The 23,480-nt window shown below is 38.1% G+C and carries 16 protein-coding genes and 1 riboswitch; of the genes, 6 read left to right on the forward strand and 10 right to left on the reverse strand.

The genetic code is table 11. The features are described from left to right. The first annotated feature begins 99 nt into the window (after positions 1-99). Complete coding sequence (locus G7050_RS11215; RefSeq protein WP_166115386.1) at positions 100-588, forward strand: hypothetical protein; 489 nt, start codon at positions 100-102, stop codon at positions 586-588. A gap of 40 nt (positions 589-628) precedes the next feature. On the opposite strand, the gene G7050_RS11220 is transcribed toward G7050_RS11215, so the two are convergent. The 6 genes from G7050_RS11220 to G7050_RS11245 all read right to left on the reverse strand — a co-directional run bounded on the left by G7050_RS11220 (position 629) and on the right by G7050_RS11245 (position 13,196). Further along, a complete protein-coding gene (locus G7050_RS11220) occupies positions 629-3,454 on the reverse strand; it encodes a glycoside hydrolase family 3 C-terminal domain-containing protein (RefSeq protein ID WP_166115389.1) in 2,826 nt (941 codons plus the stop codon). Between the two features lie 24 nt (positions 3,455-3,478). Beyond that, complete coding sequence (locus tag G7050_RS11225; RefSeq protein WP_166115392.1) at positions 3,479-5,407, reverse strand: heparinase II/III family protein; 1,929 nt, start codon at positions 5,405-5,407, stop codon at positions 3,479-3,481. Between the two features lie 116 nt (positions 5,408-5,523). Beyond that, positions 5,524-7,086: a sulfatase gene (locus tag G7050_RS11230; RefSeq protein WP_166115396.1), complete on the reverse strand. Its 1,563-nt coding sequence runs from the start codon at positions 7,084-7,086 to the stop codon at positions 5,524-5,526. A 242-nt stretch (positions 7,087-7,328) separates the two neighbouring features. Beyond that, positions 7,329-9,074 (reverse strand): RagB/SusD family nutrient uptake outer membrane protein, encoded by a 1,746-nt coding sequence (locus G7050_RS11235; RefSeq protein ID WP_166115399.1) that lies wholly within the window; start codon positions 9,072-9,074, stop codon positions 7,329-7,331. A gap of 20 nt (positions 9,075-9,094) precedes the next feature. Continuing rightward, positions 9,095-12,265, reverse strand: a complete 3,171-nt coding sequence (locus G7050_RS11240; RefSeq protein WP_166115402.1) for a TonB-dependent receptor — start codon at positions 12,263-12,265, stop codon at positions 9,095-9,097. Positions 12,266-12,659: 394 nt separating this feature from the next. Further along, positions 12,660-13,196 (reverse strand): HDIG domain-containing metalloprotein, encoded by a 537-nt coding sequence (locus G7050_RS11245; protein ID WP_166115405.1) that lies wholly within the window; start codon positions 13,194-13,196, stop codon positions 12,660-12,662. A gap of 62 nt (positions 13,197-13,258) precedes the next feature. Here G7050_RS11245 and G7050_RS11250 point away from each other — a divergent pair, with 62 nt between their 5' ends. The 4 genes from G7050_RS11250 to G7050_RS11265 all read left to right on the forward strand — a co-directional run bounded on the left by G7050_RS11250 (position 13,259) and on the right by G7050_RS11265 (position 17,295). Next, on the forward strand, positions 13,259-14,422 hold the full coding sequence (locus tag G7050_RS11250) for an exo-beta-N-acetylmuramidase NamZ domain-containing protein (protein WP_166115408.1): 1,164 nt from the start codon (positions 13,259-13,261) through the stop codon (positions 14,420-14,422). Between the two features lie 21 nt (positions 14,423-14,443). Continuing rightward, positions 14,444-15,568 (forward strand): hypothetical protein, encoded by a 1,125-nt coding sequence (locus tag G7050_RS11255; protein WP_166115411.1) that lies wholly within the window; start codon positions 14,444-14,446, stop codon positions 15,566-15,568. 304 nt (positions 15,569-15,872) lie between these two features. Beyond that, entirely contained in the window at positions 15,873-16,118 is a 246-nt protein-coding gene (locus G7050_RS11260; protein WP_166115413.1) for an RNA-binding protein, read from the forward strand. Positions 16,119-16,221: 103 nt separating this feature from the next. Next, positions 16,222-17,295, forward strand: coding sequence for a nitronate monooxygenase family protein (locus G7050_RS11265; protein ID WP_166115414.1), 1,074 nt, complete (start codon positions 16,222-16,224; stop codon positions 17,293-17,295). Positions 17,296-17,779: 484 nt separating this feature from the next. Here the strand turns inward: G7050_RS11265 and G7050_RS11270 are convergent, their stop codons facing one another. Both G7050_RS11270 and G7050_RS11275 read right to left on the reverse strand, forming a co-directional pair. Then, a complete protein-coding gene (locus tag G7050_RS11270; protein ID WP_185154934.1) occupies positions 17,780-19,051 on the reverse strand; it encodes a peptidase U32 family protein in 1,272 nt (423 codons plus the stop codon). A gap of 124 nt (positions 19,052-19,175) precedes the next feature. After that, positions 19,176-20,093 carry a DMT family transporter gene (locus G7050_RS11275; protein ID WP_166115417.1) on the reverse strand — a complete coding sequence of 306 codons (918 nt, stop codon included), beginning with the start codon at positions 20,091-20,093 and terminating at the stop codon, positions 19,176-19,178. A 387-nt stretch (positions 20,094-20,480) separates the two neighbouring features. On the opposite strand from G7050_RS11275, the gene G7050_RS11280 reads away from it, so the two are divergent. Then, the gene (locus tag G7050_RS11280) at positions 20,481-21,257 is read left to right on the forward strand and encodes a class I SAM-dependent methyltransferase (protein ID WP_166115420.1); all 777 of its coding nucleotides are present in this window, start codon (positions 20,481-20,483) and stop codon (positions 21,255-21,257) included. Between the two features lie 80 nt (positions 21,258-21,337). Here the strand turns inward: G7050_RS11280 and G7050_RS11285 are convergent, their stop codons facing one another. Together G7050_RS11285 and G7050_RS11290 are read right to left on the reverse strand one after the other, a co-directional pair. Next, entirely contained in the window at positions 21,338-21,670 is a 333-nt protein-coding gene (locus G7050_RS11285) for a zinc ribbon domain-containing protein YjdM (RefSeq protein ID WP_166115421.1), read from the reverse strand. An 84-nt stretch (positions 21,671-21,754) separates the two neighbouring features. Next, positions 21,755-23,062, reverse strand: coding sequence for a cobyrinate a,c-diamide synthase (locus G7050_RS11290; protein ID WP_166115423.1), 1,308 nt, complete (start codon positions 23,060-23,062; stop codon positions 21,755-21,757). Positions 23,063-23,265: 203 nt separating this feature from the next. Beyond that, positions 23,266-23,468, forward strand: a riboswitch (cobalamin riboswitch). Positions 23,469-23,480: the final 12 nt, after the last annotated feature.

Below are 23,480 nucleotides of genomic sequence, written 5' to 3' on the forward strand. Positions count from 1 at the left end.
TATAAATACGGCATAAAATTATATATTCAGGGTATCGTAATTACAATTAAATGATTTAGCTTTGAATCTGAATTTAATCAAATACACTGCATTACTAATATGGAATTTTATTACAGCAAAAAGAAGATCCTTCTCTCTCTTTGGATATCGGTTCTTGTTCTTATGATTTTGGTTCCGGTCAGTTTATACATTATTGATTATGCTAATAATACCAGAAATCCCGAAGCTCTGATAGTCATACCTTTATTATTCTTTTTTCCGGGTGCTGTCGTAGCTGCGATCTATTTATTAAAGTATATTTATCTTTTATTGATTCCCGAGAAACTACTGCTGCGTATAGACGAGCAGGGCATTTTGCTGAATATGAATAAAACATGTCGTAAAGCGGGTTTCATTACATGGAAAGAAATAGCAAATATTATACATTCGACCGATAATATGAACAAACCCGCCATAAGGATCTCTTTGGCAGGTCATGTAAATGGAATGTATCAGTTTTATATTACTAAGCAAGACACTAAGAAGATGGGCTTGCGTATGAATGAACTATTTGATGCTATAATTGCTTATTATAATGTAAATAAATAAAAAAAGAGGCTATCAAATAGCCTCTTTTTTTTATCGTACATCAACGTTTTATATTATCTAATTTAACCTCAGCAATAGATGCTTTGCCCGAAGTGATAGCAATGCGGACATCGCTGGCAATGGTTTTAGGAAAAGAATAAGTCGATAATTTTTCAGCTTCTTTTATCTCTCCTTTGTATACTGTAAGGAATTGACCTCCACCGCTTGATAATTGAATTTCGAATGCCGCAGGGTGTTCTATTGCTTTCCAGTAAATACTCATTTTATCGGGTTGTGCATTTTCCTCCATCACAAAAGTCAGATAGTCGCCGCTTACACCATTCCACTCGGTATTATTGTTGTTATCCAATACCATTGCAACAGACTCGTTTACTCCGGCTATCTTCTTTTGAACCGTTTGTTCCCCATAAGCAGCTATTGTAAGAATATCTTTCAGACGGATGTCCTCGGACGAAGCCCCGATCATAATGCGGAAATCTCCCGGCTCTATGACCCAATTGTTATCTAAGTTTAGCAGCTCGAAATCACGAGGATATAATGTAAACGAAACTTCTTTAGTCTCTCCGGCTTTTAGATGTACACGTTCAAAACCCCGAAGGTTTTTCTCGTATGTAGTTACCGAGCTAAGAATGTCGCGGGTATACAATTGTACCACCTCATCGCCGTCTCTATTGCCCGTATTGGTTATTTTACAGCGAACGGTAACTTCTTGTTTAGGGGTAGCTACAGCAGGTGAGATTGATAAATCTGAGTATTTGAATGTAGTATAACTCAATCCATACCCGAAGGGATATAAAGCACCATTTACCCTGCTCATATTACCTTGCATACCTACCGTTTTGCCTCCATCAACTTGAGAAGCTGGTTTTGCGGGAAAGTTGAAAGGTATTTGTCCTACTGTTTTAGGAAATGTCACAGTCAATTTACCTCCCGGATTATAATCGCCGAAAAGCACATCGGCAATGGCTGTCCCACCTTGCGATCCGGGATACCAAGCTTCTAAAATGGCAGGAACATATTTATCCGCCCAGTTGATAGAATTGGGGCGTCCGTTTATCATTATCAAAATAACAGGCTTTCCTGTAGCTTGTACAGCTTGCAACAGATTGAGTTGTCGTCCCGGTAAATCGAGGCTTGAGCGTGATTTGTTTTCACCGCAAGTCCTGTTGTTGCCTCCTAATACTACTATGGCAACATCACTTTTCAAAGCATTGGCAACCGCTTTGTCTATTTCAGCTTGTTCGTCAGAAGTTAGCGGACTCGGTAAAATCTCCGATTCGGGCCAGTTAGCATCTACCAGATCACAACCTTTAGTATAAAGAATTTCGGTGTTTTTGCCTACTTTATCTGTGATACCATCTAATACCGATGAAACCTCCACAGCCAAAGGTCCATAGTGAGTCAAGGCATACGAAGCATCATCGGCATTAGGTCCGCAAATACTAATTGTTTTTATCTTGTCTTTTGATAAGGGCAGCGTATTGTTTTCATTTTTAAGTAACACAAGAGATTCGCGTGATGCCTGTAATGCTATCTGCTGATTTTCTAAGCTGTTTACTTCTTTATCGGCAGCCTTTAAATCCATCTGATAAGGTGCATCGAATAATCCTACTAAGAATTTAACCCGAAGAATATCACGCACACGGTCGTCAATAGTTTCCATACTGATACCTCCCTCATGAATCAATTCTCTAAGGGGCAATACATACGAATCGGGTGAACGGAATGTACAACGCACATTTAAACCGGCTTCTACCGATTGACGTACCGATTCTTTCATATCGGCAGATGTACCGTGTTTAGAGTGCAGATACTCAACGGCATCACTATCCGAAACTACATATCCTTTAAATCCCATCTCTTTACGCAGAACCGTTGTGAGCCAATAGTAGCTGCTTTGTATCGGGAAACCGTCGTAATCGTTGTAAGAACTCATTACACCTAACGAGCCTGCTTCTTTTATAACCCGTTTCCAAGGGTATACATGTATGTTCTCGACTTCTCGGGGCGACATTTGAGGGTCTACACGAGCCATACCCTCACGTCCGCCTTTGTTATTACTGTATGCAATATAATGTTTGGCAGTAGATGCTACCTGATAATCTTTTTGTACACCTTTTGTCATGGCGATACCCAGTTCGGCTACCAGATAAGGACTTTCGCCATATACCTCTTCGTAACGTCCCCAACGCTGATCGCGTCCCACATCCAATATGGGAGCATATATGTTTGTGTAGCCAAGTAAACGACCTTCACGCCCTGTAATGTATCCAACTTTATTAACCAGATCCCTGTTCCATGTATGTCCCAATCCCAACTGAGTCGGGAAGTTCGTGGCTATGTAGCTTTCTACACCTCTGATACCTTCGTTAGTGAAATCTGTAGGAATGCCCAATCGTGTTTCTTCAATAAAAAATCGTTGTACCTCATTCAATGCCCATGCATGACGAGAGGCAGGCCATACAAACGGATTGTCGGATGGAGGTAAGCCCCATTGCTGAAACCCGTTGAGGTGTTCGTCAATAGCTCCCATACCGTCTTTCCAAAGCTTGTTTTTCCAATCGGCAGTAGGCAGGTCGTCGGCTAGAACCCGTTTATAACCGTACAGAGTAACCATTTGACAGGTTTTTTCATCCACATTCATCTGGCTCAGAAGGTCTTCGATACGTGCCTCTATTGTTGCAGACGGATCTTCATATACATCCATCTTTCCGTTTTTGTTGAAGTCGATCCACCCTTTGTGGTAGATAGAGTTTTTAGGTAACTGATAGGTTACTAAATCTTTTGCAGGTGGTATGCGAGGGTCTTGCTGAGCTGCTGCAAATAGACTAAGGCTTAATAAGCTATACGTTAATAAATATCTCATAAGTTATAATTTAAGGTCGAAGACCTATTTGTTACTTTTCTTAATCACAAAAGAGTACTTTCCTTTTTTTGCTGTGTTATTAGCATGAAGAGATACCCTGTATATTTTCTGTCCCCATACATTGGAGAGGCGGGGATCGTCTAAGGTGATAGTTTCTATACTTGGAGTAAAGCCCTTTTTATCATATTCTAAAATAGCTTTCTGTCCATTGACATGTATATACACTTCGCCAAGAGTATCTATGTTGATGTCTCCCCATGTCAGGAAGTTAACCTGATTATTTTGCATCGCTTCTTTCAAGTCGAAAGAATCTTCAATATTGAGTATTCCGTTTTTCAGCCTGTAAGAGCGTATCCACTGTTTTACTTGTGCAGTCTCGGGATAAGCTTTGGATATGTCTGCCGAAAAAGTACTGCTCTTGGGATTAAAGATAACGTTGGTTGCCTTGTATTGTGATCCGAATGCCTGAGGTACTTCATTAATTACAGGAAGGTTATGGTAGTTACTTTGCATAGTCCATATAGAGTACCTTTCGTTACTGAATGTTTGCCTTGTATATGTACCTACTCCTGCATCTATAATTATGGGCGTATTATTCATATAAAGAGAGAATGTACCTATGTCGTTATGATTATGGCTTTCATTGTTATAGCCCCCTTTAGTTGCTAAAAATAATCCAGCCTTATCTTTTATATAGCAAAATTCTGTTTCAGGATACCAGGTATAATCAGGAGTATTATACATTGGTTTTTGGTCATTCAGTTCGTTTCTGTAGAGCAGGGTCTGTAAGGCTCTGAAAATATCGATATCCGCTTTGAAGGTCGAAGGTTCCTGTTTTTCGAGATAAGCTGCAAATTGCATCATCTCGGTACTGTTTACAGCTTTTCCGTATCTGTAAATTAATTGTGCATTTCCTCCGCCTTTTGCCGAAGCATCTGCAAAGTTGACAAGCCATCCGTCACCTACGTACGATCTCGAAATATACTCGCCCATATTGCGGATGATAGGTTCGTCGAATATCGAAACTTGCCCGTTGGTTACATTGCTAAGCAGTTGCAGGTAATCGTACATCTTACCGGCAGCATGTCCCCAATACGAAGGCCCTTCCTCACATCCTCCGTCGGAGTGGGTATAGTTGATAAATTTATCGACCGATTGCATGGTTCGGTATACGGCTTTAGCCAGTTTATCCTTATCATTTTCGAGAAGCATAAAGCATTGCAATACATTGAAGTTGCACCACGGATTCCAGTTGTTTACCATGCCTCCCGGTTTCAGGTTGAATGCCATCCACCAGAAACGATCTTCATTCATATATGGATCGAGTGTGCGTTTTTTCAATTCGTAATACAAACGTTTCGAAATAGCCGGGTCTACCTTATCAAATTCGTTATTAAAGAAATAATACGTCCAGGCTAATGCCGAACTGAGGTTGCCCGATCCTAAGTCAATAACCTGTTCTGTATAATCGGGTAGGATTCTTTTGGAGTGCTGTGCTGTAAGATGGGCTGATAATACCCATGAAGTCATTTCGCACGACTGAAAAACGCCATTGATAAGTTGATCCGTAAATCGTCCTTTTCCTTCTGCCAGTTCAGCCATAAGTAAAGCTACTATAGCTTGATTATTCTTATTATAGGGGCTTTGCATGATTTCGCGGTTACCCGATCTTTCATATTCCAGATAATCGGTAGCCTTTACCACTTGCCATTGATAATTGAGATACTTTTCTCCTTCCTTTATCACGTCGGCTTTTGAATTTCCCAATAAATTATCCCAACCTTTTCTGTCGTTGTATTGAGGATAGGGAACCCATTGCTGATTCATAATCAGCATAGATTTCAGGTTTTCGATGTCGGTCTTTTTTACAAGCAGGTTTTTCTCGGTATAAGCAAACATATTTACTGTCAGGAACAGCAAAAGGATGACGATAAGGTGTTTATTGTTTTTCATAGTATTCGATTTAAGGTTTTCGATCTATTGGTTGGTTGTAGAATTAAATATTTCCTTTATTTACTTTCTGCAAGATTCTGATGATCTTAATCGTGTTGTTCCTGATTGCTTAATTGTTATTTAGCTTTACTGTAAGGAATTCTGTCTTGTAGAATTTCTTCTTTAAACCACGGGTCGTTTGCCTGCTTCAATAATCTGGCCATTTCATAGGTAAGTTGGTCTACAATGTCCTTATTCTTTTCCGGAGATAAATTCTTCAACTGATAAGGGTCGTTCACATTGTCAAACAGTAAGGTTTCTTTCAGTGTTTTATTCTTTTTATCGATGGTGAATGTAAGTGTATACTGATCGGTAATAATTCCTCTCGATACAGGAAAATAGGAAATAACTTTACCTTCCTCGTTTTTATCTCCATCTGCATTTTTTATGTATAAGGCTCCTTTGGGGCGGTAATTGTTTTCCGATTTCCCGAAAAATATATTCGAATGATTCAAGCCTTCTACCGTTGAGGGTATTTGATTTCCCAGTCCGCATAATCCCAAAAGAGTGGGCATTATATCGGGTGATGACAACAGTAAATTATCTACCCGAGGTTTTATTTTCTCCGGATATCGAATCAGGAAAGGTACATTAACCGCTTCGTTGTATGGCGAATTTTTAGGATCTTCGATTCCCTGACTGCACATGGTTTCTCCGTGATCTGACGTGAATACTACGATGGTATTCTTATCCAGACCCTGATCTTTGAGTGCTTGAAGTATGCGTCCAAACTCTCTATCGACACCTGTTACCGAAGCAAAATAGTAGGGTGCTGATCGGGTCTTTTTCATTTTCAAGTCTACATTTGGACGAATGAGAAGTTCATCAATCGGTTTATCTTTATACAGGTTGTAATCCTCTTCCATACAATCCTCTAACGATCCGTAAGGACTGTGTGGCGGATTCATACTTATCACCATAAAGAATGGTTTCTTGGGATCGCGTACTCCATCTTTATTTTGCAAATAAGCAATAGCCATATCTGCCTCATGTATGGGCGACCACTGATTTATGTCGTGTCTTTTGCCTTGAGTATCCCAGTAATGAGGGTGTTTGTGTACATCGAAAGTTCCGTACGAATACCAATAGTTGAATCCGTGTCGTCTTTCGGGTGGGGTATAAGCATCCCATGCCGGTTGTTTATCTTCTACATAATGCCCCGGATTGGCAGGGTCATTTGGAGTAGGGTAGTCTGCATGAAGTTTACCGATGTATGCACAATCGTATCCGGCCATGCTGAAAACATCGCTTATGTTGTTGGTCTCTGTTTTGAGACTGCTGATGGGTCGGTTTGAGTTGCAATTGAGTGTTACTCCACTGTTTTCGGGATACATTCCTGTGAGGAACATTCCCCTGTGAGGACTACTGAGCGGGCAATTGCTGATGGCAGATGATAATACAAGTGATTCGTCTGCGAATTGATTTAGATTGGGTGTATGTACCGGATCACCCGTGAAATTTACTTTGTCATTATATCCCTGCTTGCTCCAGAATTCCATAGCGTGATTGCGCATCTGGTCGGGAAATATATAGATGACGTTGGGACGTGTAGGTTCGGTACTAACCTTTTCGGACTTACAACTGATTAAAGAGAGTAAACTTAATCCTCCTAAAACGATATTAATATTTTTTCTCTTCATAATTGTTCTTTTAATTAAAAAGCAATAACCGGATATTCTCTAAGGGTTTATCTTGGGATGCTTTTATTTGTTTACAATAGTTTTTTACGGCAATTAAATATTGCTGTTGTATGATATGTCAGGAAAATAAAATCTTGGTGATTTAAATAAACTATATGGGCTGAAAGATGTGCCCATATAGTTTATGGAAATAAATAAAATGTGTTTTTCAAGTATTCAGATATTTTGTAAATCTTATCTTTTTAGTCCCATCCGGGGTTATTAACCAGATTTGGATTTATATCCATTTCCTCTCCGGGTATAGGCCATAACATATCTCTGTCGGTAAACTCTTTGGTCAATAATCTCTTTCCGGTAAAGCCATAAACATTTCCGGGAATAAGAGTTTTGGCTAACTTCCAACGGCGAAGATCGTCCCAGCGATGTCCTTCGGCTGCCAGTTCTATTGCTCTTTCGTGTTGAATTCTGTCAAATACTTCATCTTTGTTTGATGCTTTTAACCATGCGGGTCCACTGTTGATAGCAGGCATATTGACTGATGGGCGTTGACGTACTTTATTTATATATTCTACAGCGATTGACTGTTTTCCCAGTTCGTTTTGACATTCTGCATACATTAAATAGACATCTGCCAAGCGGATTAATGGAAAGTTAATAGGTGTATGTGCTCTGTTGTTTATACCTCCACTCATGTTACCTTCGGCTACAAACTTCCTGAATACATAACTTTCGGTATATGCACCGTTTATCCGAATAAAGCCATTCGACTCGTTAGGAGCCACATTACGAGCTACCACAAATTCGCATTCTTTTGCAGCATTGCTAACCCAGCCGTTATATTTGGTATATGGTAAAAGAACGGTAACAGCCATACGGGGATCTCTGTCTTGGTACATTGATAGCAGAATATTTTTATTCTTAGCATAAGTTTCAACAACCTTTCCGTCTTTACTTAAAGTACTTACAAAAGTTTCGTCTTTAACCGTTGTTCCGGTACTAAATCCGGGTATATATTCGTCCCAGTTAAATTTCTTACCATCCTTCAATTCATATTCGTCAACAAGTTTTACCGATGGCATGACATTATTCCAGCAACTACCAAATGTACTGCGGGTTCCCATATAGAAAGTCATAGGCATACCATAATCCATACCTACACCACCTGCATTTTGTATGGCAAAGATCATCTCGCTTGACTCATCTCCTACGGGTTTAAACAAATCTGCATAGCTGTTATACAGTTTGTATCCATAACCTTTTCCTCTAGGATCATTCATTACTTCTTCGAAGTCCTGAGAAGCTTTTTGATACTCTTTGGTGTATAAGTAAACCTTTCCGCGTAGTGCATAAACGGCTCCTAATGTAGCACGTCCTGTATTCGCTGTTTCCCATTTAACGGGCATCGCTTCACTGGTTATAACTTCGGTCAGGTCTTTTATGATGAAATCAACAGTTTCTTTGTCCGTATTACGAGGTTTCAGTAAAGTATTGTAATCTGTCGACTGATTTATGGTTTCATCATATAAAGGAACACCTCCATACAGATTATATAGCTGGAAATAAAACACAGCACGTAAAAACTTAGCTTCTGCTATATACTTATTTTTAGCTTCGGCACTAATTGTTGTGTTTTCAGATATTTTCCGAATGGCCAGATTGGAGCGCATTACACCGTCGTATAACGACTTCCACGATTTTTTAATTAGTTCTGTACGACCAGTATAGGTTCCTAATAAAACTGGTCCATAGCCTTGGTTATCATAACCGATACCCATATCAGAGATATTGTCGATCGCAAATTTTAACCCAAATGCGTTATCTTCTCTTAATGCTGCATATACCCCCATCATACCTTGGTTTATTTGGGTCTCATTCTTCCAGAATGTGCTTTCACCCACCTGATCGTAGGGATATCTGTCTAAATCATAACATCCGCTGAATGTTACAATTGCAATACATGCTGTTATAAATATTTTATACTTATTCATATTCGTTTTTGTTTAAGATGTTAGAATGTTACATTGATACCTATTGCTGCCTGTTTAGAAGTTGGATAAGCAAAACCGCTCACCTCAGGATCTAATCCATCATAGCTGGTAAATGTGAAGAAGTTTTCTAAACTACCATAAACTCGTATCCTGTCGATAGATAAACGTGACACCACGGATTTAGGTAAGGTATATCCTAATTGTATATTCTTTATTTTAACGTAGGACTTGTCCTGTACCCAGAAGTCGCTGATAATTGTGTTACGTGTATCGCTGTATTCCAATAGGCGAGGAAATGATGCATTTCCTGTTCTTCCTTCATACCATCTGCCGTCTGTAATTTTTTTGTTGAGCTGGTATCCGGTACGTACCTGAGGACGGTAGTAATTATCTAATAAAACTTGTTCCATACCGGTTGCACCTTGTATCAGCACAGAGCAGTCAAAACCTTTGTACGCAGCCCCTAGATTTATACCAAAAGTGAATGTAGGAGTAGGTCCATGTCCTATTACAGTTCGGTCATCATCATTAATAACACCATCGCCGTTTAAGTCTTTGTACATAAGATCTCCTAATTCGGGTCTTTTACCTGATCCGAATGGATTGGGGGACTTCGAATTGTCTATAAATTTTTGTACATAATCCAGATCTTCCTGATTTTGGATCAATCTGTCTACAACGCGTCCATATTGTGTATTGATGGCATATCCTTCTTTTATCATGTTCGCTCCACTTAAAGACATTACATCGCCTTTAAATTTGGTCACTTTATTATTTAAGAAAGTGAAGTTGGTATTTGCATAATAAGAAACCTCTTGTATCTTGTCTTGCCATCCGAGAGAAATCTCTAGACCTTTATTCACGACTGTTCCTGCATTTTGACGTGGAGCCGTTGCATTTCCATTTACTAAAGGAATAGGTAAGTCGATCAATATATCTTCTGTTGTCTTATGGAAATAATCAAGAGTTCCGCTCAGTTTATTACCCAAAAGTCCAAAATCAAGCCCTATACCCGCAGCTTTAGTTCTTTCCCAAGTTAAACTGGCATTCGCTATTGCTGTTTGAGCTACACCCATCGCTACAAGATTGTTGGTAATATAATTACTGGCACCATATAATGATTGAGCCAAATAGTTTCCGTTGATATTGGCATCGGAACTACTTAATGCATTATTCCCTAACTCACCGTAAGAAGCTCTTAATTTAAAATTGCTGAGACCTTTCGCAACCAAGTCCTGCATAAATGGCTCTTGATCTATTCTCCATGCTGCTGAAGCAGAAGGGAAGTATCCCCAACGATTGTCCTTGGTGAATCGCGATGATCCGTCGGCACGCATATTGAATTCAAGTAAATATTTTTCATCCCAGTTCAGATTGATACGTCCAAAGAAAGAACGCATAGCCCATTCTACTGTATTTCCGCTGGCACTGGCAGCTCCGGTTGCACCATTTATAGATCCTAAATCAGGATCTAAGAGATCTTGCTTAGTTGTTTGGAACCATTTGTATCTGAATAATTCCTGACTGGCTCCTGCCATTATCGAGTAATTCAATTTAGATACATTGTTGGTATAGGTTGCAACAGCATCCATCAAATAGTTATTCCATTTGAAGTCGCTATTCATTATTGAAGTTTTGCCCACACCATCGGAAGTCATTGTTTCTGTCAGGAAATTCCATTGAGGAATAAATATGGGTTGCTGATCTTTTATTTTGTCAGTAAAGATGTAGTTAAACGATCCTGTAACACTTAATCCTTCAATCGGTTTTAATGTTCCATAAAAACGCGATTTAAGATGGCGGTTTTCGTTAGTTCCTTTTCTGTAATTTAAACGATATAATGGATTGTTATTTGCCGATTGAGCATCGTCTTCGGTGTTGTTCATTGCACCGTATCTTCCATCGGGTGCTCTAAATACCATTCCGGGAGTAGTTGCCGACGAGAAAGTGAAAATACTTGAAGCATCTTCGGTATCAGCGATACCTGATCCCGATTCGGTTTGTCCCAGATAACCACTCAAATTAGTTCCTAATGTTAACCATGGTTTTATATTTGCTTCGAGGTTAGTTCTCAGGTTATAACGTTTGTATGCAACATTTTCCATAATACCGGGAGAATCCAGATAACCGAATGAAGTATAAAACTTCACCTTTTCAGAACCACCGCTTACCGATAAGTTATGATTGGTTCCGACATTTGTTTCAAACAAAGCCTCCATCAAATCGGTATTTGGATACTTTAGAGGATCCGTGCCTGTTCTCCATTCATTGATCTTGTCTTTAGAAAATTTGGTTGCCAGTTTAGAGTTTGCCAAACCTTCGTTTATCAACTCCATGTAATCGGCATAGTTACTCACCAGATTAAATTTGTTACTGATGGTTTCCCAAGATACATATCCGTTATAATCCACTTTTACACTACCGGCTTTACCTTTTCGGGTGGTAATAAGTATAACTCCGTTGGCCGCCCTCGATCCGTATATTGCTGCCGATGCAGCATCTTTTAATACAGACATATCCTCGATATCCTGAGGGTTCACGCTGTTGATATTACTTTCAACACCATCTATTATTACCAAGGGAGCCGAATTATTTAGAGTACCTTGTCCGCGGATCATTATGGAGGCATTGTTTTCCCCCGGGCGGTTTGAAGACGAAGTAACCTGTACTCCGGCAGCCATACCTGCAAGCCCTTGTGATACATTGGCAATAGGACGACTTTCTACTAATTCGCTCATTTTGATATTGGATACGGAACCCGTGAGGTTTACTTTCTTCTGTACACCATATCCCACAACAACTACTTCATCCAAAGATTGAGTATCTTCTTTTAATGTGATGTTGATTTGGGTTTGGCTTCCAACTTTTACCTCTTGGTTTATGTAACCAACATACCTGATTAACAGGGTTGAATTGGCAGGTGCGTCCAATGAGAACTTTCCATCGAGATCGGTTACCGTTCCTATCGTGGCACCTTTTACTGTTACGGAAGCTCCTATAATAGGGTCGCCATTTTGATCTACGACAGTGCCTGTTATTGCTTTCTGTTGTTGAGACTGTGTTATGCCGGTGCTTTCGGGTATCATGCCCTTGTGTTCTGCAAAAGCTATTCCTGTAGTAAGGAAGAGCATTGTACTCCCCATGAGTATTCGTTTGAATAACGGGGAATAGTAAACTCGCTTGTTTATCATAAGCTTTAAATTTAAAAAAGGTTAATCACTAAGAGTCTCTACTCTGAGGGTTCTGAAAGGTTAAATTTTTGTATTGTTTCAAACCAAAATTAGTATTCTTTAATGTGTTGCATGTGTGTAATTCGTCTGAATTATGGGCACAAATAGTCTGAGTACGTCTATTTAACACAAAGCCGACAGTCTTTGGATGAAATCCTTTTGTCTTCCTTTCTTCTGTTTATTAGTGATTTGTATATGTGGATAGTGCGATTATAGGTGAAAAGCTCTATAATCGGTTTGTTTTACATATTTTAAATAATGGTCATAGGGTAGCTGATATTGTATTAACTATACAATAGGTAATAGAAATCTTAATTAACTATTCTGAGTTTAGGCTGAAATTGTATATTTGGTTTTACAAGAATAGCTCACACCATTCCGTAAATTGGCGTACTGATCTTTCGCCGAACTTGGCAAGTTTGCCTTTTATGGTTTCTATACTTTTCTCTTCACCTAAATTCGTCTTAGAAAAAAAGCAGTCGGCAAAGCATATTACTTTTTCTTCGATACTGATGGGCATCATATCACGATGGGGTAGAGGTAATTTCTGTTCTATTATTTCGTCAAGGGTTAAACCTGCTCCGGTATGTCTTTCGCAGACCAAAGCATGCTTAGGTAGTCCTTCTTTTTGTAATAGTTCGCTTCCCAGATATCCATGGGCTATATACGGGTATTCGCCATAGCAATCTATAGAATGTGCATTGGTCATAAAGATACCAATGTCGTGCATCATTCCCGCTTCACGAACAAAGTGCATGTCGATATTTAATTCGGGATGTTTCTTGGCTATCTCCAATGCTTTTTTAGTTACATCCGAACTATGATTAATGAGGATATTGTATAGTGAGGAGCTCTCTTCGTAATATTTTTTGATTATGTCTATAGGATTCATTTGGCAAAGGCTTTATTTAGATGACAATAACACTTATCTTTACAAAGTAAATAACGATTTTTATGAAAAAAGGTTTTTTATTGTTACTATTTTCAGTTTTATTCTGCGTTTCTGCTCTTGGAGCAAATAAAATAAAAGTAGGAGCTGATCAATTAGAAAAACTTCTTCCTCTGGTGAAGAACAAGAATGTAGCACTTGTTGTTAATCATACGAGTTGTTTATCAGACGGTACCCATTTACTCGATGCTCTTCTTTCCAACCATGTAAATGTAGTTAAAATTTTTGCTCCTGAGCATGGTTTCAGAGGAAATGCAGATGCCGGAGAACAGGTGGCAGATGGTAAAGATATAAAATCGGGATTACCCCTTGTCTCACTATATGGTAAGAATAAAAAGCCATCTCCCGAAATGCTGAATGGTGTTGATGTTGTGATCTTTGATATTCAAGATGTAGGAGCACGTTTTTATACCTATATAAGTACTATGCATTATGTGATGGAGGCTTGTGCCGAGAATAATAAGGAATGTATAATACTTGATCGTCCCAATCCCCATGATTATATTGATGGGCCTATCTTAGAAACACCCTATAAATCGTTTGTCGGGATGCATCCTATACCTGTTTTGCATGGACTTACGGTGGGCGAACTGGCTCAGATGATAAACGGGCAGGGTTGGTTGACGGGAAAATTAAAGTGTAATCTGAAAGTTATCACAGTAGAAGGCTGGAAGCATGGCGACCCTTATTCGTTACCTGTTAAGCCATCGCCTAATTTGCCTAACGATCAGTCTATAAAGCTATATGCTTCGTTGTGTTTTTTTGAAGCCACTCAGGTAAGTGTAGGGCGTGGTACTTATTACCCTTTTCAGGTGGTGGGGTATCCCAATCCTAAATTCGGGACGTTTACATTTACCCCTGTATCATTACCCGGATTCGAGAAAAATCCTTTGCAAAAAGACAAGCTTTGTTATGGTTACGATCTTAGAAATATTGATTTTGACAAAGGCTTGACACTTTCATATCTGATTGATTTCTATAATAAATCAGGTTTGGGAGCAGCATTCTTTAAATCACCTAAGTTTATGAATCTGTTGTCAGGAACAAGCAAACTTCAAAAACAGATAGTTGCGGGAGAGTCCGAAGAAAGTATTCGTAAAACATGGCAAAAGGGCTTGGATGAGTACAAACAAATGAGAAAGAAGTATCTTTTATACGAAGATAAATAAAACCCTAATAGGATAATATATATGTCAGATATTAAGCAATGCCCTTTTTGTGGCAAGCCCGTACGAGAGGATGAAAATGTTTGCGAGGAGTGTAAAGATCATATGGATCATCAGTATACTACCGATTTTCTGGATGATGATCGGATCAACAAACCATTACCTGATTTACTGGTAGAATCTGATAAAGTAGATTCTACACCTCCAATCGAAGAACGACTTGATGAGAATAACATAGCGGAGCCTTCGCCCGAAGAGCCTAAAAGACGTTCGAAGATGTCAAAAGGTATTATCTTTTTGATTCTGGGATCTGCCATTCTAGTGGTTATTGGTGTAGTCGGAGCTTTAGATATTGCCCGGTCGCGTAATTCCGAGGCAACACAAGAAGCCTATTGGATGAAATGTGTGGAGGAAAACACGCCATTATCATATTCAAAGTATTTAGTACGGTATCCCGAAGGTAATTTCGCGGATGAAGCCGAAAAACGAATAAGAGCTTCTCGGGAAGAAGAAATTCAAGCTTGGGAGAAACTACGGAAATCGTCCGATATAAATGCTTTCTATGCTTATTTGAGCGAGAATCCCAAAACACCTCATTTAGATCAGATACATCTGATCATGGACTCTCTGAGTTGGAATACTACCCTTAAAGATAATACAGCCGATGCCTACAAAGCTTATATCGAAAATGCCAGCTTGGGTAATATTACAGGGGCACATGTTAACGAAGCAAAGGAAAAATACGATTATCTTTCTCAGATTGTAGTATTAAGCGGTGCATCTTTAGAAAGTCTCATCCTCGATTTGAAAGATTTTTTCAAAAAAATGTCAGAAAATAAGCCGAAAGATTTACTTAAAGAATTTACTCCAAAGGCTTTTTATTATACTGCAGAAATGAGTAGTACTGACATTGTTGCTTCCATCTCGAAAAAATATACTGAAGACAAGATAAAAAAGATAACCTATACGCTTAAACCCGAATCGGTATTTGCTAAGCAGGATAATAAAGGAATTGTATTTGTAGACCTGTCTGTAGAGAAGGAAATTGTCTATAATGTTAGGAAGAAGAAAAACGACAAGCTGACTCAAAATCTAGTCCTTAAGATTAACGGTGATAAATTAGTGCAATCGGTCAAGTTGAAAAAGTGAACAAATTTGATTGTCTCGGAAATGGTTGATTATGCAATAATGGTTTAATTTCCTATTTTTTATAGTTAATTTATGTTACCTGAAATGTAAAAAAAGTAAAATAGGCTCATTCTGATAAATAACTTATCTCCATATAGTATCCAAATAGATTTTTATTCCGTTCTTTAGTTTTAGAAACAAATAAGTTTGTTTTGTTCTTTATCTTGCATTATCTCTCTTAATAGATTATTAAGTTTCCTACTGTAGAAATAGACCTTAACATCAACTTCTTGTTTTTAAAATCACTTAATTAAATTTTATTGTTATGAACATTTATGTTGGAAATCTTAGCTACGAAGTTAAGGAATCAGATTTACAAGCATTATTGGCCGATTTCGGCTCAGTTGTTTCTGCTAAATTAATTATCGATAGAGCTTCAAATAGATCAAAAGGATTTGGATTTGTTGAAATGGAGGATGAAGCTAGTGCGAAAAATGCAATTCAAACTCTGAACGGAAAAGAGCATTTAGGTCGCCCAATGGTGGTGAAAGAGGCAATACCAAAAGTGTAATTTGCCCACTGAGGTAATCGTAATGCAAAATATTAAATAAGCTTCAGATTAACCAATACAGACAAATTCTGGGCATCTAGATTTGTCTGTTTTTACATTATATATGAAATCATTTTTTATAGGAAATTTAGAAATTAAACTTCCAGTTATTCAGGGAGGAATGGGCGTTGGTGTATCTCTATCGGGACTAGCATCAGCAGTTGCTAACGAAGGCGGTATCGGCGTTATTTCATGTGCCGGTTTGGGATTACTCTATCGTCAACCAGCATCAGATTATCTGAGCGATTGTATTTGGGGATTAAAAGAGGAAATCCGAAAAGCAAAAGAAAAAACAAAAGGAGTGGTAGGTATCAATATTATGGTAGCTCTTACTAATTTTGCCGACATGGTGCGTACATCTATTGCTGAGAAAGCAGATGTTATTTTTGCGGGAGCAGGGCTTCCACTCGATTTACCGTCTTTCCTTAAGTCGGACAGTATTACAAAGTTGGTACCTATTGTATCATCTTCGCGTGCAGCAAAAATAATCTGCGATAAATGGTTTGCTAATTACAACTATTTACCCGATGCTATTGTTGTAGAAGGACCTAAAGCCGGAGGACATCTTGGTTTTAAAACCAATCAATTAGAGGATGCAAACTATTCGTTAGAGCAGATTGTTCCCGAAGTTGTTGAAGTTGCCCAAACATACAAAGAACATAAAAACATCCCTGTGATTGCAGCCGGAGGTATTCATTCGGGACAAGATATATACCGTTTTATCGAGATGGGAGCATCCGGTGTACAAATGGGTACTATATTTGTTACCACCGATGAATGTGATGCTTCGCTTACTTTTAAAAATGTATTTATAGACTCTAAAAAAGAGGATATAAAAATCATAAACAGTCCCGTAGGTATGCCCGGAAGAGCTATTGACGGATTGTTTATCAGAAAAGTAGAAAGCGGATCGGAAACACCCAAAAGTTGCCCATATCATTGTATCAGAACTTGCGATTATTCGAAAAGCCCATATTGTATTATTTTAGCACTTTATAATGCAGCTAAAGGAAATATGGAGAAAGGATATGCTTTTGCCGGAGTAAATGCCCATCTGGCTAAAAAAATTATCAGTGTGAAAGAGACTATTGCTTCGCTGAAAGCTGAGTTTTTACTAGCAAAACAACCTGTTTTGTAGACGAAAATAGTACTTGACCTTTAAAAAAAGAAAAGAGGGAATGAATAATTATTCACTCCCTCTTCCACTTATAAAACACTAACACTAGAAAACATAAACTGTTTAGAAAAAGGCAGAGTCTACTTTTGAATGAAAAACTCTGTTTTGATGGAACACTCTTTTTGCTTCGAGAGGCGAACAAATCTCTACAACTGTTGTTCCTTTTTTTGAGATATTAACCTCCTTTCTAAAGAAAATTAAATACATAAAGTTCGCTCTTACTGTCTCAGTCATTTACCCTCTTTTACTTTGACTTTTGTAATTCCTTTTTCTATCTATAAAACAAAAGCTCAGTAGTTTTAGTTCCAAAAAACTCATTATTTTCTAATTGATATTTTTGATTTAGCAATTGTTTTTATGAATAAAATAAATTCAGAAAAATAAAATAAGCGAGGAAATCTTTTCCCCGCTTGTCTTTAACCATTTCAAAATAGTTTAATGCGTATTAATTTTTCTCCACAAACTTTTTGTTGGGAGTAACTTTTACCAGCTTAAAAAGTTTATCAGAAGGTCGAATCTTATCCGTAAGTTTTATAGAGAACTTTTCACCTTTTACCGTTTCCTCTACCGACTGCAGATCTACACGTATTTCTTCTACTATTTGAGTAACTGCACCTGTGGTTGGTCCGGTGATGAGAATTTCATCTCCAACCTTCAATGATTGTGTTTCCATCAAAAATTCGGCAACACCTATATTTGAGAAATACTTCAATCCTTTCCCTATGTATATTTTTCTCTTGGTAGCTTCCGAACCGTAGTTCATCGACCATTCGCCTAAGCGTTGTCCCAGATAATAACCATCCCAGAAACCACGATTGAATACCGTTGCCAAGCGAGTATCCCAATCGGCTATTTTTTCTTCAGAGAATGTACCTTCACAATACGACTTTACAGCCTCTTTATAACATTCTACAACAGTACGAACATATTCTGCACCACGCGCACGACCTTCTATTTTGAATACCCGTACACCTGCATCCATCATTTTATTCATGAAGTGAATTGTTTTCAAGTCTTTGGGTGACATAATATATTCATTGTCGATTTCGAATTCCATATCGCTCTCTTTGTCCTTCACTATATATCCTCTACGGCACATTTGGTTGCAAGCCCCTCTGTTTGCCGACAAGTCTTTTTCGTGTAAACTTAAATAGCATTTTCCCGAAACAGCCATACATAATGCTCCGTGACTGAACATCTCGATACGGATAAGTTCGCCACTCGGACCTTTGATCTGTTGCTCGGTAATATCTTTATAGATATCGGCAACCTGATCGAGAGTCAGTTCACGAGCCAATACTACCACATCTGCAAATTGTCCGTAGAATTTAAGAGCTTCGGAATTGGTTATATTCAGTTGTGTTGACAAATGTACTTCAACACCTATGCTGCGTGCATACATCATTACCGATACATCGGATGCTATGATGGCTGATAGATTTGCAGCTTTAGCCGCATCTACAATCTGATGCATAAGGCTGATATCGTTATCGTAAATAATGGTATTGACAGTGAGATAACTTTTCATGTTATTCTCCTGACATATTTTTACGATATTTTTCAAGTCATCTAACGTAAAGTTATTAGACGATTTGGCTCGCATGTTTAGTCCCTCGATGCCGAAATAAATGGAGTCGGCTCCCCCTTGTATTGCCGCAGCCAGCGAATCGTACGATCCTACCGGTGCCATGATTTCATAATCAGCAATATTTTTCATTCAGAAATGCTATATTAGGTAAAATAAAAAGGTCTGTAACCTTAAATCGGTTGCAAAGATATAAATAAAAAAAGAGTCACCTGATTTCTGTTGTGACTCTTTGCTATCTATATAATTATAGTTTTTATCTATTGCCGAATTTGGTTTTGTGAGGTAATCTAAATTTAATCTTTTTAGAGATAAAATCGGACAGAACTATTAGTGATACTGCTATAACAATGAGCAAAATACCCATAGCCAGATTTTTAGTAAACAGCTCATTAAAAGCAAAGACACCTACACAAACAGCAGTTACGGGTTCCATGGCTCCCAGCACTGCGGTAGCGGTAGAACCTATATATTGTACCGAGTATACCATCGCAATGTTAGATATTACGGTAGATAGTAAGGCGAGCATTACTAAATCGACTACACTCATCGTATCAGGAAATGCTTGTATACCTCCTGATAGTAAAGATTTCACTAGAAAGAATATGGAACTGAAAACCATAGCATATAAAGTCAGCTTAGAACCTGCCATATTGCTTATGCTCGATTTGTTAACTATAACAATATAAAGAGCATACATAAATGCTGATAGTAGTAGAAGCCCAATACCAAAAGGATTTAGTGTCGTGCCGTTTTCGCCTTTGTATAATAAGGACACTCCCAAAAATGCGATAACAATAGCTAACTGTGATATCTTAGGGATTTTTTCTTTAAAAAGTACAGCCATCAACAGAGCTACAAATACCGGATAGAGAAAAAGTATAGTAGCGGCTGTACCTACTGCTAGATATTGATATCCCCAGAATAAGCACTGTGCTGATAATGCAAATAATACACCGAGTGAGATTAAGGGTAACAGGTCTTTTCGTGTTATTGCAAAAGATTCTTTTTTGAAAAGCATCATTATGGCAATCAGTAATGATGTACAGGTAAACCGATAAAACAGCAATGAATCATAAAGCATTCCCTTTCCCAATATCGGAATGGCAAATAAAGGGATTAACCCGTATGTGGATGATGACAAACAACCCCAAAAATAACCTTTAACTTTCATCTCTTTACCTTAACAGCTAAGTGCAATATTATATATCTCCAATTTGGAATGCAAATGTATGATTTCTTTGAGATTCCAATCATTGAATTAATAAAACTTTTTGAACATATAATATCAACTACAGATGGGGATAATTTATAATTGACAAGGATGTATTCTTTATTACAAAATAGTATGTATCTTTGCACTATGACACGTAATTTATTAAAATCGGATTTGGTGTAATAAACAATCTGTTCTTCTGATACAGATTGTCCCTTCGTTAGCTCTCGGATAACTTCTTTCGAGAGTATTTCTCTATAATTATAATTTTAGTTTTTTTTTTATCTGTGTACAATGATAATAGCATCGTTATGCTTTATATCGTATGCAAAATACATTACAACAATGAGTAACGAAAATATTACAACTATTCATGAATTCGATTTTAATTTAATCTGTGAATTCTTTTTAAATACCGAACGACAAGGACCCGGAAGTCCCGAAATAACCCTTAAAGCATTGAGCTTTATCGATAATCTTACTGATAGATCTCTTATAGCTGATATCGGTTGTGGAACAGGTGGTCAGACTATGGTATTGGCTCAACAGGCACCCGGACATATTACAGGTTTCGATCTTTTTCCGGCATTTATTGACCGGTTCAATACTAATGCCGGTGAGCTGAATCTACAGGATAGGGTAAAAGGTGTTATCTGTTCGATGGACAATCTTCCTTTTCAGAATGAAGAGTTGGATTTGATCTGGTCGGAAGGAGCAATTTATAATATCGGTTTTGAACGTGGACTGAACGAGTGGCGTAAGTTTCTCAAGACAGGAGGCTATATCGCTGTTACCGAAAGTTCGTGGTTGACCGACAAACGTCCTGCTGAAATTGAGAATTACTGCATGCCGCATTTTCCGGAAATGAATACCATCTCTAATAAAGTAGCTCAGATAGAGAAGGCAGGATATATGCCTGTTGCAACCTTTACTCTGCCTACAACCTGTTGGACAGATCATTATTTTTCTCCATTGATCAGGGCACAAGAGATGTTTCTTGATAAATATGCAGGAAATAAAACTGTTGAAGAATTTGTAGAACTTCAACGTTACGATGCGGAAATATATAGCAAGTACAACGAATTCTATGGCTATGTATTTTACATCGCTAAAAAGATTTAGTAACTTTTTAGTGTAATAAAAAAGAGTTGATTAGAAATATCTAATCAACTCTTTTGCTTTAAATATGAGGAGTTTAATTCTTATCCTTTTTTCAGGAAGCATGTTTTTAGAACGATGCTCGATCCGTCTATTTTACAATCTACTTCTTCAGGATTTTCGGTCAGTCTGATACTTTTTACTTTTGTACCCCTTTTTATGACCATCGACGAACCTTTTACTTTCAGATCTTTGATAACCGTTACTGCATCACCGTCGATAAGCTCCGTTCCGTTGCTGTCTCGTGGCGTGTCGTCTGCTTCTACATCATTGCCATCAGTAGTCCACTCGTAACTGCAATCGGGACAGATATATACTGTGCCGTCGAAATACGTATTTTCCATGTCACACTGTGGACAATTGGGTGCTTCTGCCATTCTCTTTAAGTTTTAGTTAATTAATAAGAACTCCAAAGATAAGGTAAATAAGGCTTCAAGACAAATGAGATATCAGCCGAGTGATTATTCGAATAATTTCATTAAATCCAATTCCGCCCAATAGATGTGTGTGTATCCTGCAATCGTGTTCTTATATCTGATCAGTTTTGTATCTACTGGCATTCCTTTGGCATTACGGATTTGAGTGAGAGATGACAGGTTATTTTCAGGATCTTCTGTTTTAGAATAATGAAATTCGTGACCTTTGATCGATTGTCCGTTGTAATTAAACGAACGATAGCCTAATTTCAATTTCATGTGCTGCATCGTAGCCTTTTGTTTCAGAATATTTACCATCGGATATTCCACCCCGTCTTTATCGGCAATAGAAGTACATAGATACATCATACCCCCACATTCGGCAATGAGTTTACCTTCGTTTTCTATATAGGAGTTAATGCTTTCCAGCATCGGCTTATTAGAGCTTAATTCCGATAGATATAACTCAGGATATCCTCCCGGAAGATATACCAGGTCTGAATGTGATGGTAATTTTTTATCAGTAATGGGACTGAAAAATGTAACGTTACCCAATTGTTTCAGGTATTCGATATTTTCGTGATAGATGAAATTGAATGCCTCGTCATAGGCGACCGAAATATTTAGGTTGCCTTTTTCTGTCTTTGCCTCTTTCGATATATATAGAGGTCTGATTATTGAAGTTATCTCGAGTAATCGGTCAACATTGATATGCTTTTCGATAAGGTCTGCAACCTTATTTGCAAATTCATCAAAAATAAATTCTTTTTCGATATTTAAACCCAGATGGCGGGAGGGAATTTCCACATTTGTATCTTTCGGTAAATAGCCGAGAGCTTCGAGTCCCACATCTTCACAAGCATCTTTCAGATAGCTGTAATGGCTTTCGGATGCAACAAAGTTGAAGATAACACCTACTACCTTTATTCCTTTATAAAAGTTCTTAAACCCATACAATAAAGCTGCCGAAGAATAAGCCATCGATTTGGCATTGATAACCAAAACAACAGGCAGATCGAGTAATTCGGCTATTTGTGCACTGCTGCCTTCCATTCGGTCGTAACCATCGTATAAACCCATAACCCCTTCGACAATGCAGGCATCGTTTTGAGCTGTATATTTGGTGTATACCGATTTTACATGATCGGACGACGCTAGAAATACATCGAGATTAATCGAATGATTCCCCGATGCCATATCGTGGTATTTGGTATCTATATAATCAGGGCCACACTTAAAAGGCTGGGTTCTTAGCCCTCTGTTTTTCAGAGCTCTGAGTAATCCCAATGTAACGGTTGTTTTGCCCGATCCCGAGGTTGTAGCGGATATTAATAGACGAGATAGCTTATCCATATAAAAGTATAATAAGTAACGTTAAATATTTGGTATTGTATTTTATAAGCATAAAAGCACCAGGTTATTATGCTTTTCGAAGTGACAAAAGGTCTTCGGATTAAGGTTTACAAAAATATAAAATCTATATCATAAACTGCATCTATCATACTATTTGTTTTATTTATTTTTCTGAATACAGTCTCTCTAAAATAGATTAAAAGTATCTTTGCATCCGTTAAGGTGATGCTTGGAGACATCCGTCTCGAGCATTTAAAAGGGAATTCGGTCAGAATCCGAAACAGTGCCCGCTACTGTGAACTCTTTAAAATTTTGAACAAATCTTTTGCCACTGTTCTTGTGAATGAATGGGAAGGCGTTCAAAATAGAGTGAGTCAGGAAACCTGCCTAACAAACCAGTTATTTACATATTCTCGGG

It is taken from the genome of Dysgonomonas sp. HDW5A (assembly GCF_011299555.1).
GTDB lineage: Bacteria > Bacteroidota > Bacteroidia > Bacteroidales > Dysgonomonadaceae > Dysgonomonas_A.

Bases quoted from the DNA above. Each gene is read 5' to 3' on its own strand.
- G7050_RS11230 (WP_166115396.1), bottom strand. From the start codon at position 7,086: ATGAAGAGAAAAAATATTAATATCGTTTTAGGAGGATTAAGTTTACTC.
- G7050_RS11255 (WP_166115411.1), top strand. From the start codon at position 14,444: ATGTCAGATATTAAGCAATGCCCTTTTTGTGGCAAGCCCGTACGAGAG.
- G7050_RS11235 (WP_166115399.1), bottom strand. From the start codon at position 9,074: ATGAATAAGTATAAAATATTTATAACAGCATGTATTGCAATTGTAACA.
- G7050_RS11240 (WP_166115402.1), bottom strand. From the start codon at position 12,265: ATGATAAACAAGCGAGTTTACTATTCCCCGTTATTCAAACGAATACTC.
- G7050_RS11265 (WP_166115414.1), top strand. From the start codon at position 16,222: ATGAAATCATTTTTTATAGGAAATTTAGAAATTAAACTTCCAGTTATT.
- G7050_RS11220 (WP_166115389.1), bottom strand. From the start codon at position 3,454: ATGAGATATTTATTAACGTATAGCTTATTAAGCCTTAGTCTATTTGCA.
- G7050_RS11245 (WP_166115405.1), bottom strand. From the start codon at position 13,196: ATGAATCCTATAGACATAATCAAAAAATATTACGAAGAGAGCTCCTCA.
- G7050_RS11225 (WP_166115392.1), bottom strand. From the start codon at position 5,407: ATGAAAAACAATAAACACCTTATCGTCATCCTTTTGCTGTTCCTGACA.
- G7050_RS11260 (WP_166115413.1), top strand. From the start codon at position 15,873: ATGAACATTTATGTTGGAAATCTTAGCTACGAAGTTAAGGAATCAGAT.
- G7050_RS11280 (WP_166115420.1), top strand. From the start codon at position 20,481: ATGAGTAACGAAAATATTACAACTATTCATGAATTCGATTTTAATTTA.
- G7050_RS11270 (WP_185154934.1), bottom strand. From the start codon at position 19,051: ATGAAAAATATTGCTGATTATGAAATCATGGCACCGGTAGGATCGTAC.
- G7050_RS11285 (WP_166115421.1), bottom strand. From the start codon at position 21,670: ATGGCAGAAGCACCCAATTGTCCACAGTGTGACATGGAAAATACGTAT.
- G7050_RS11250 (WP_166115408.1), top strand. From the start codon at position 13,259: ATGAAAAAAGGTTTTTTATTGTTACTATTTTCAGTTTTATTCTGCGTT.
- G7050_RS11215 (WP_166115386.1), top strand. From the start codon at position 100: ATGGAATTTTATTACAGCAAAAAGAAGATCCTTCTCTCTCTTTGGATA.
- G7050_RS11290 (WP_166115423.1), bottom strand. From the start codon at position 23,062: ATGGATAAGCTATCTCGTCTATTAATATCCGCTACAACCTCGGGATCG.
- G7050_RS11275 (WP_166115417.1), bottom strand. From the start codon at position 20,093: ATGAAAGTTAAAGGTTATTTTTGGGGTTGTTTGTCATCATCCACATAC.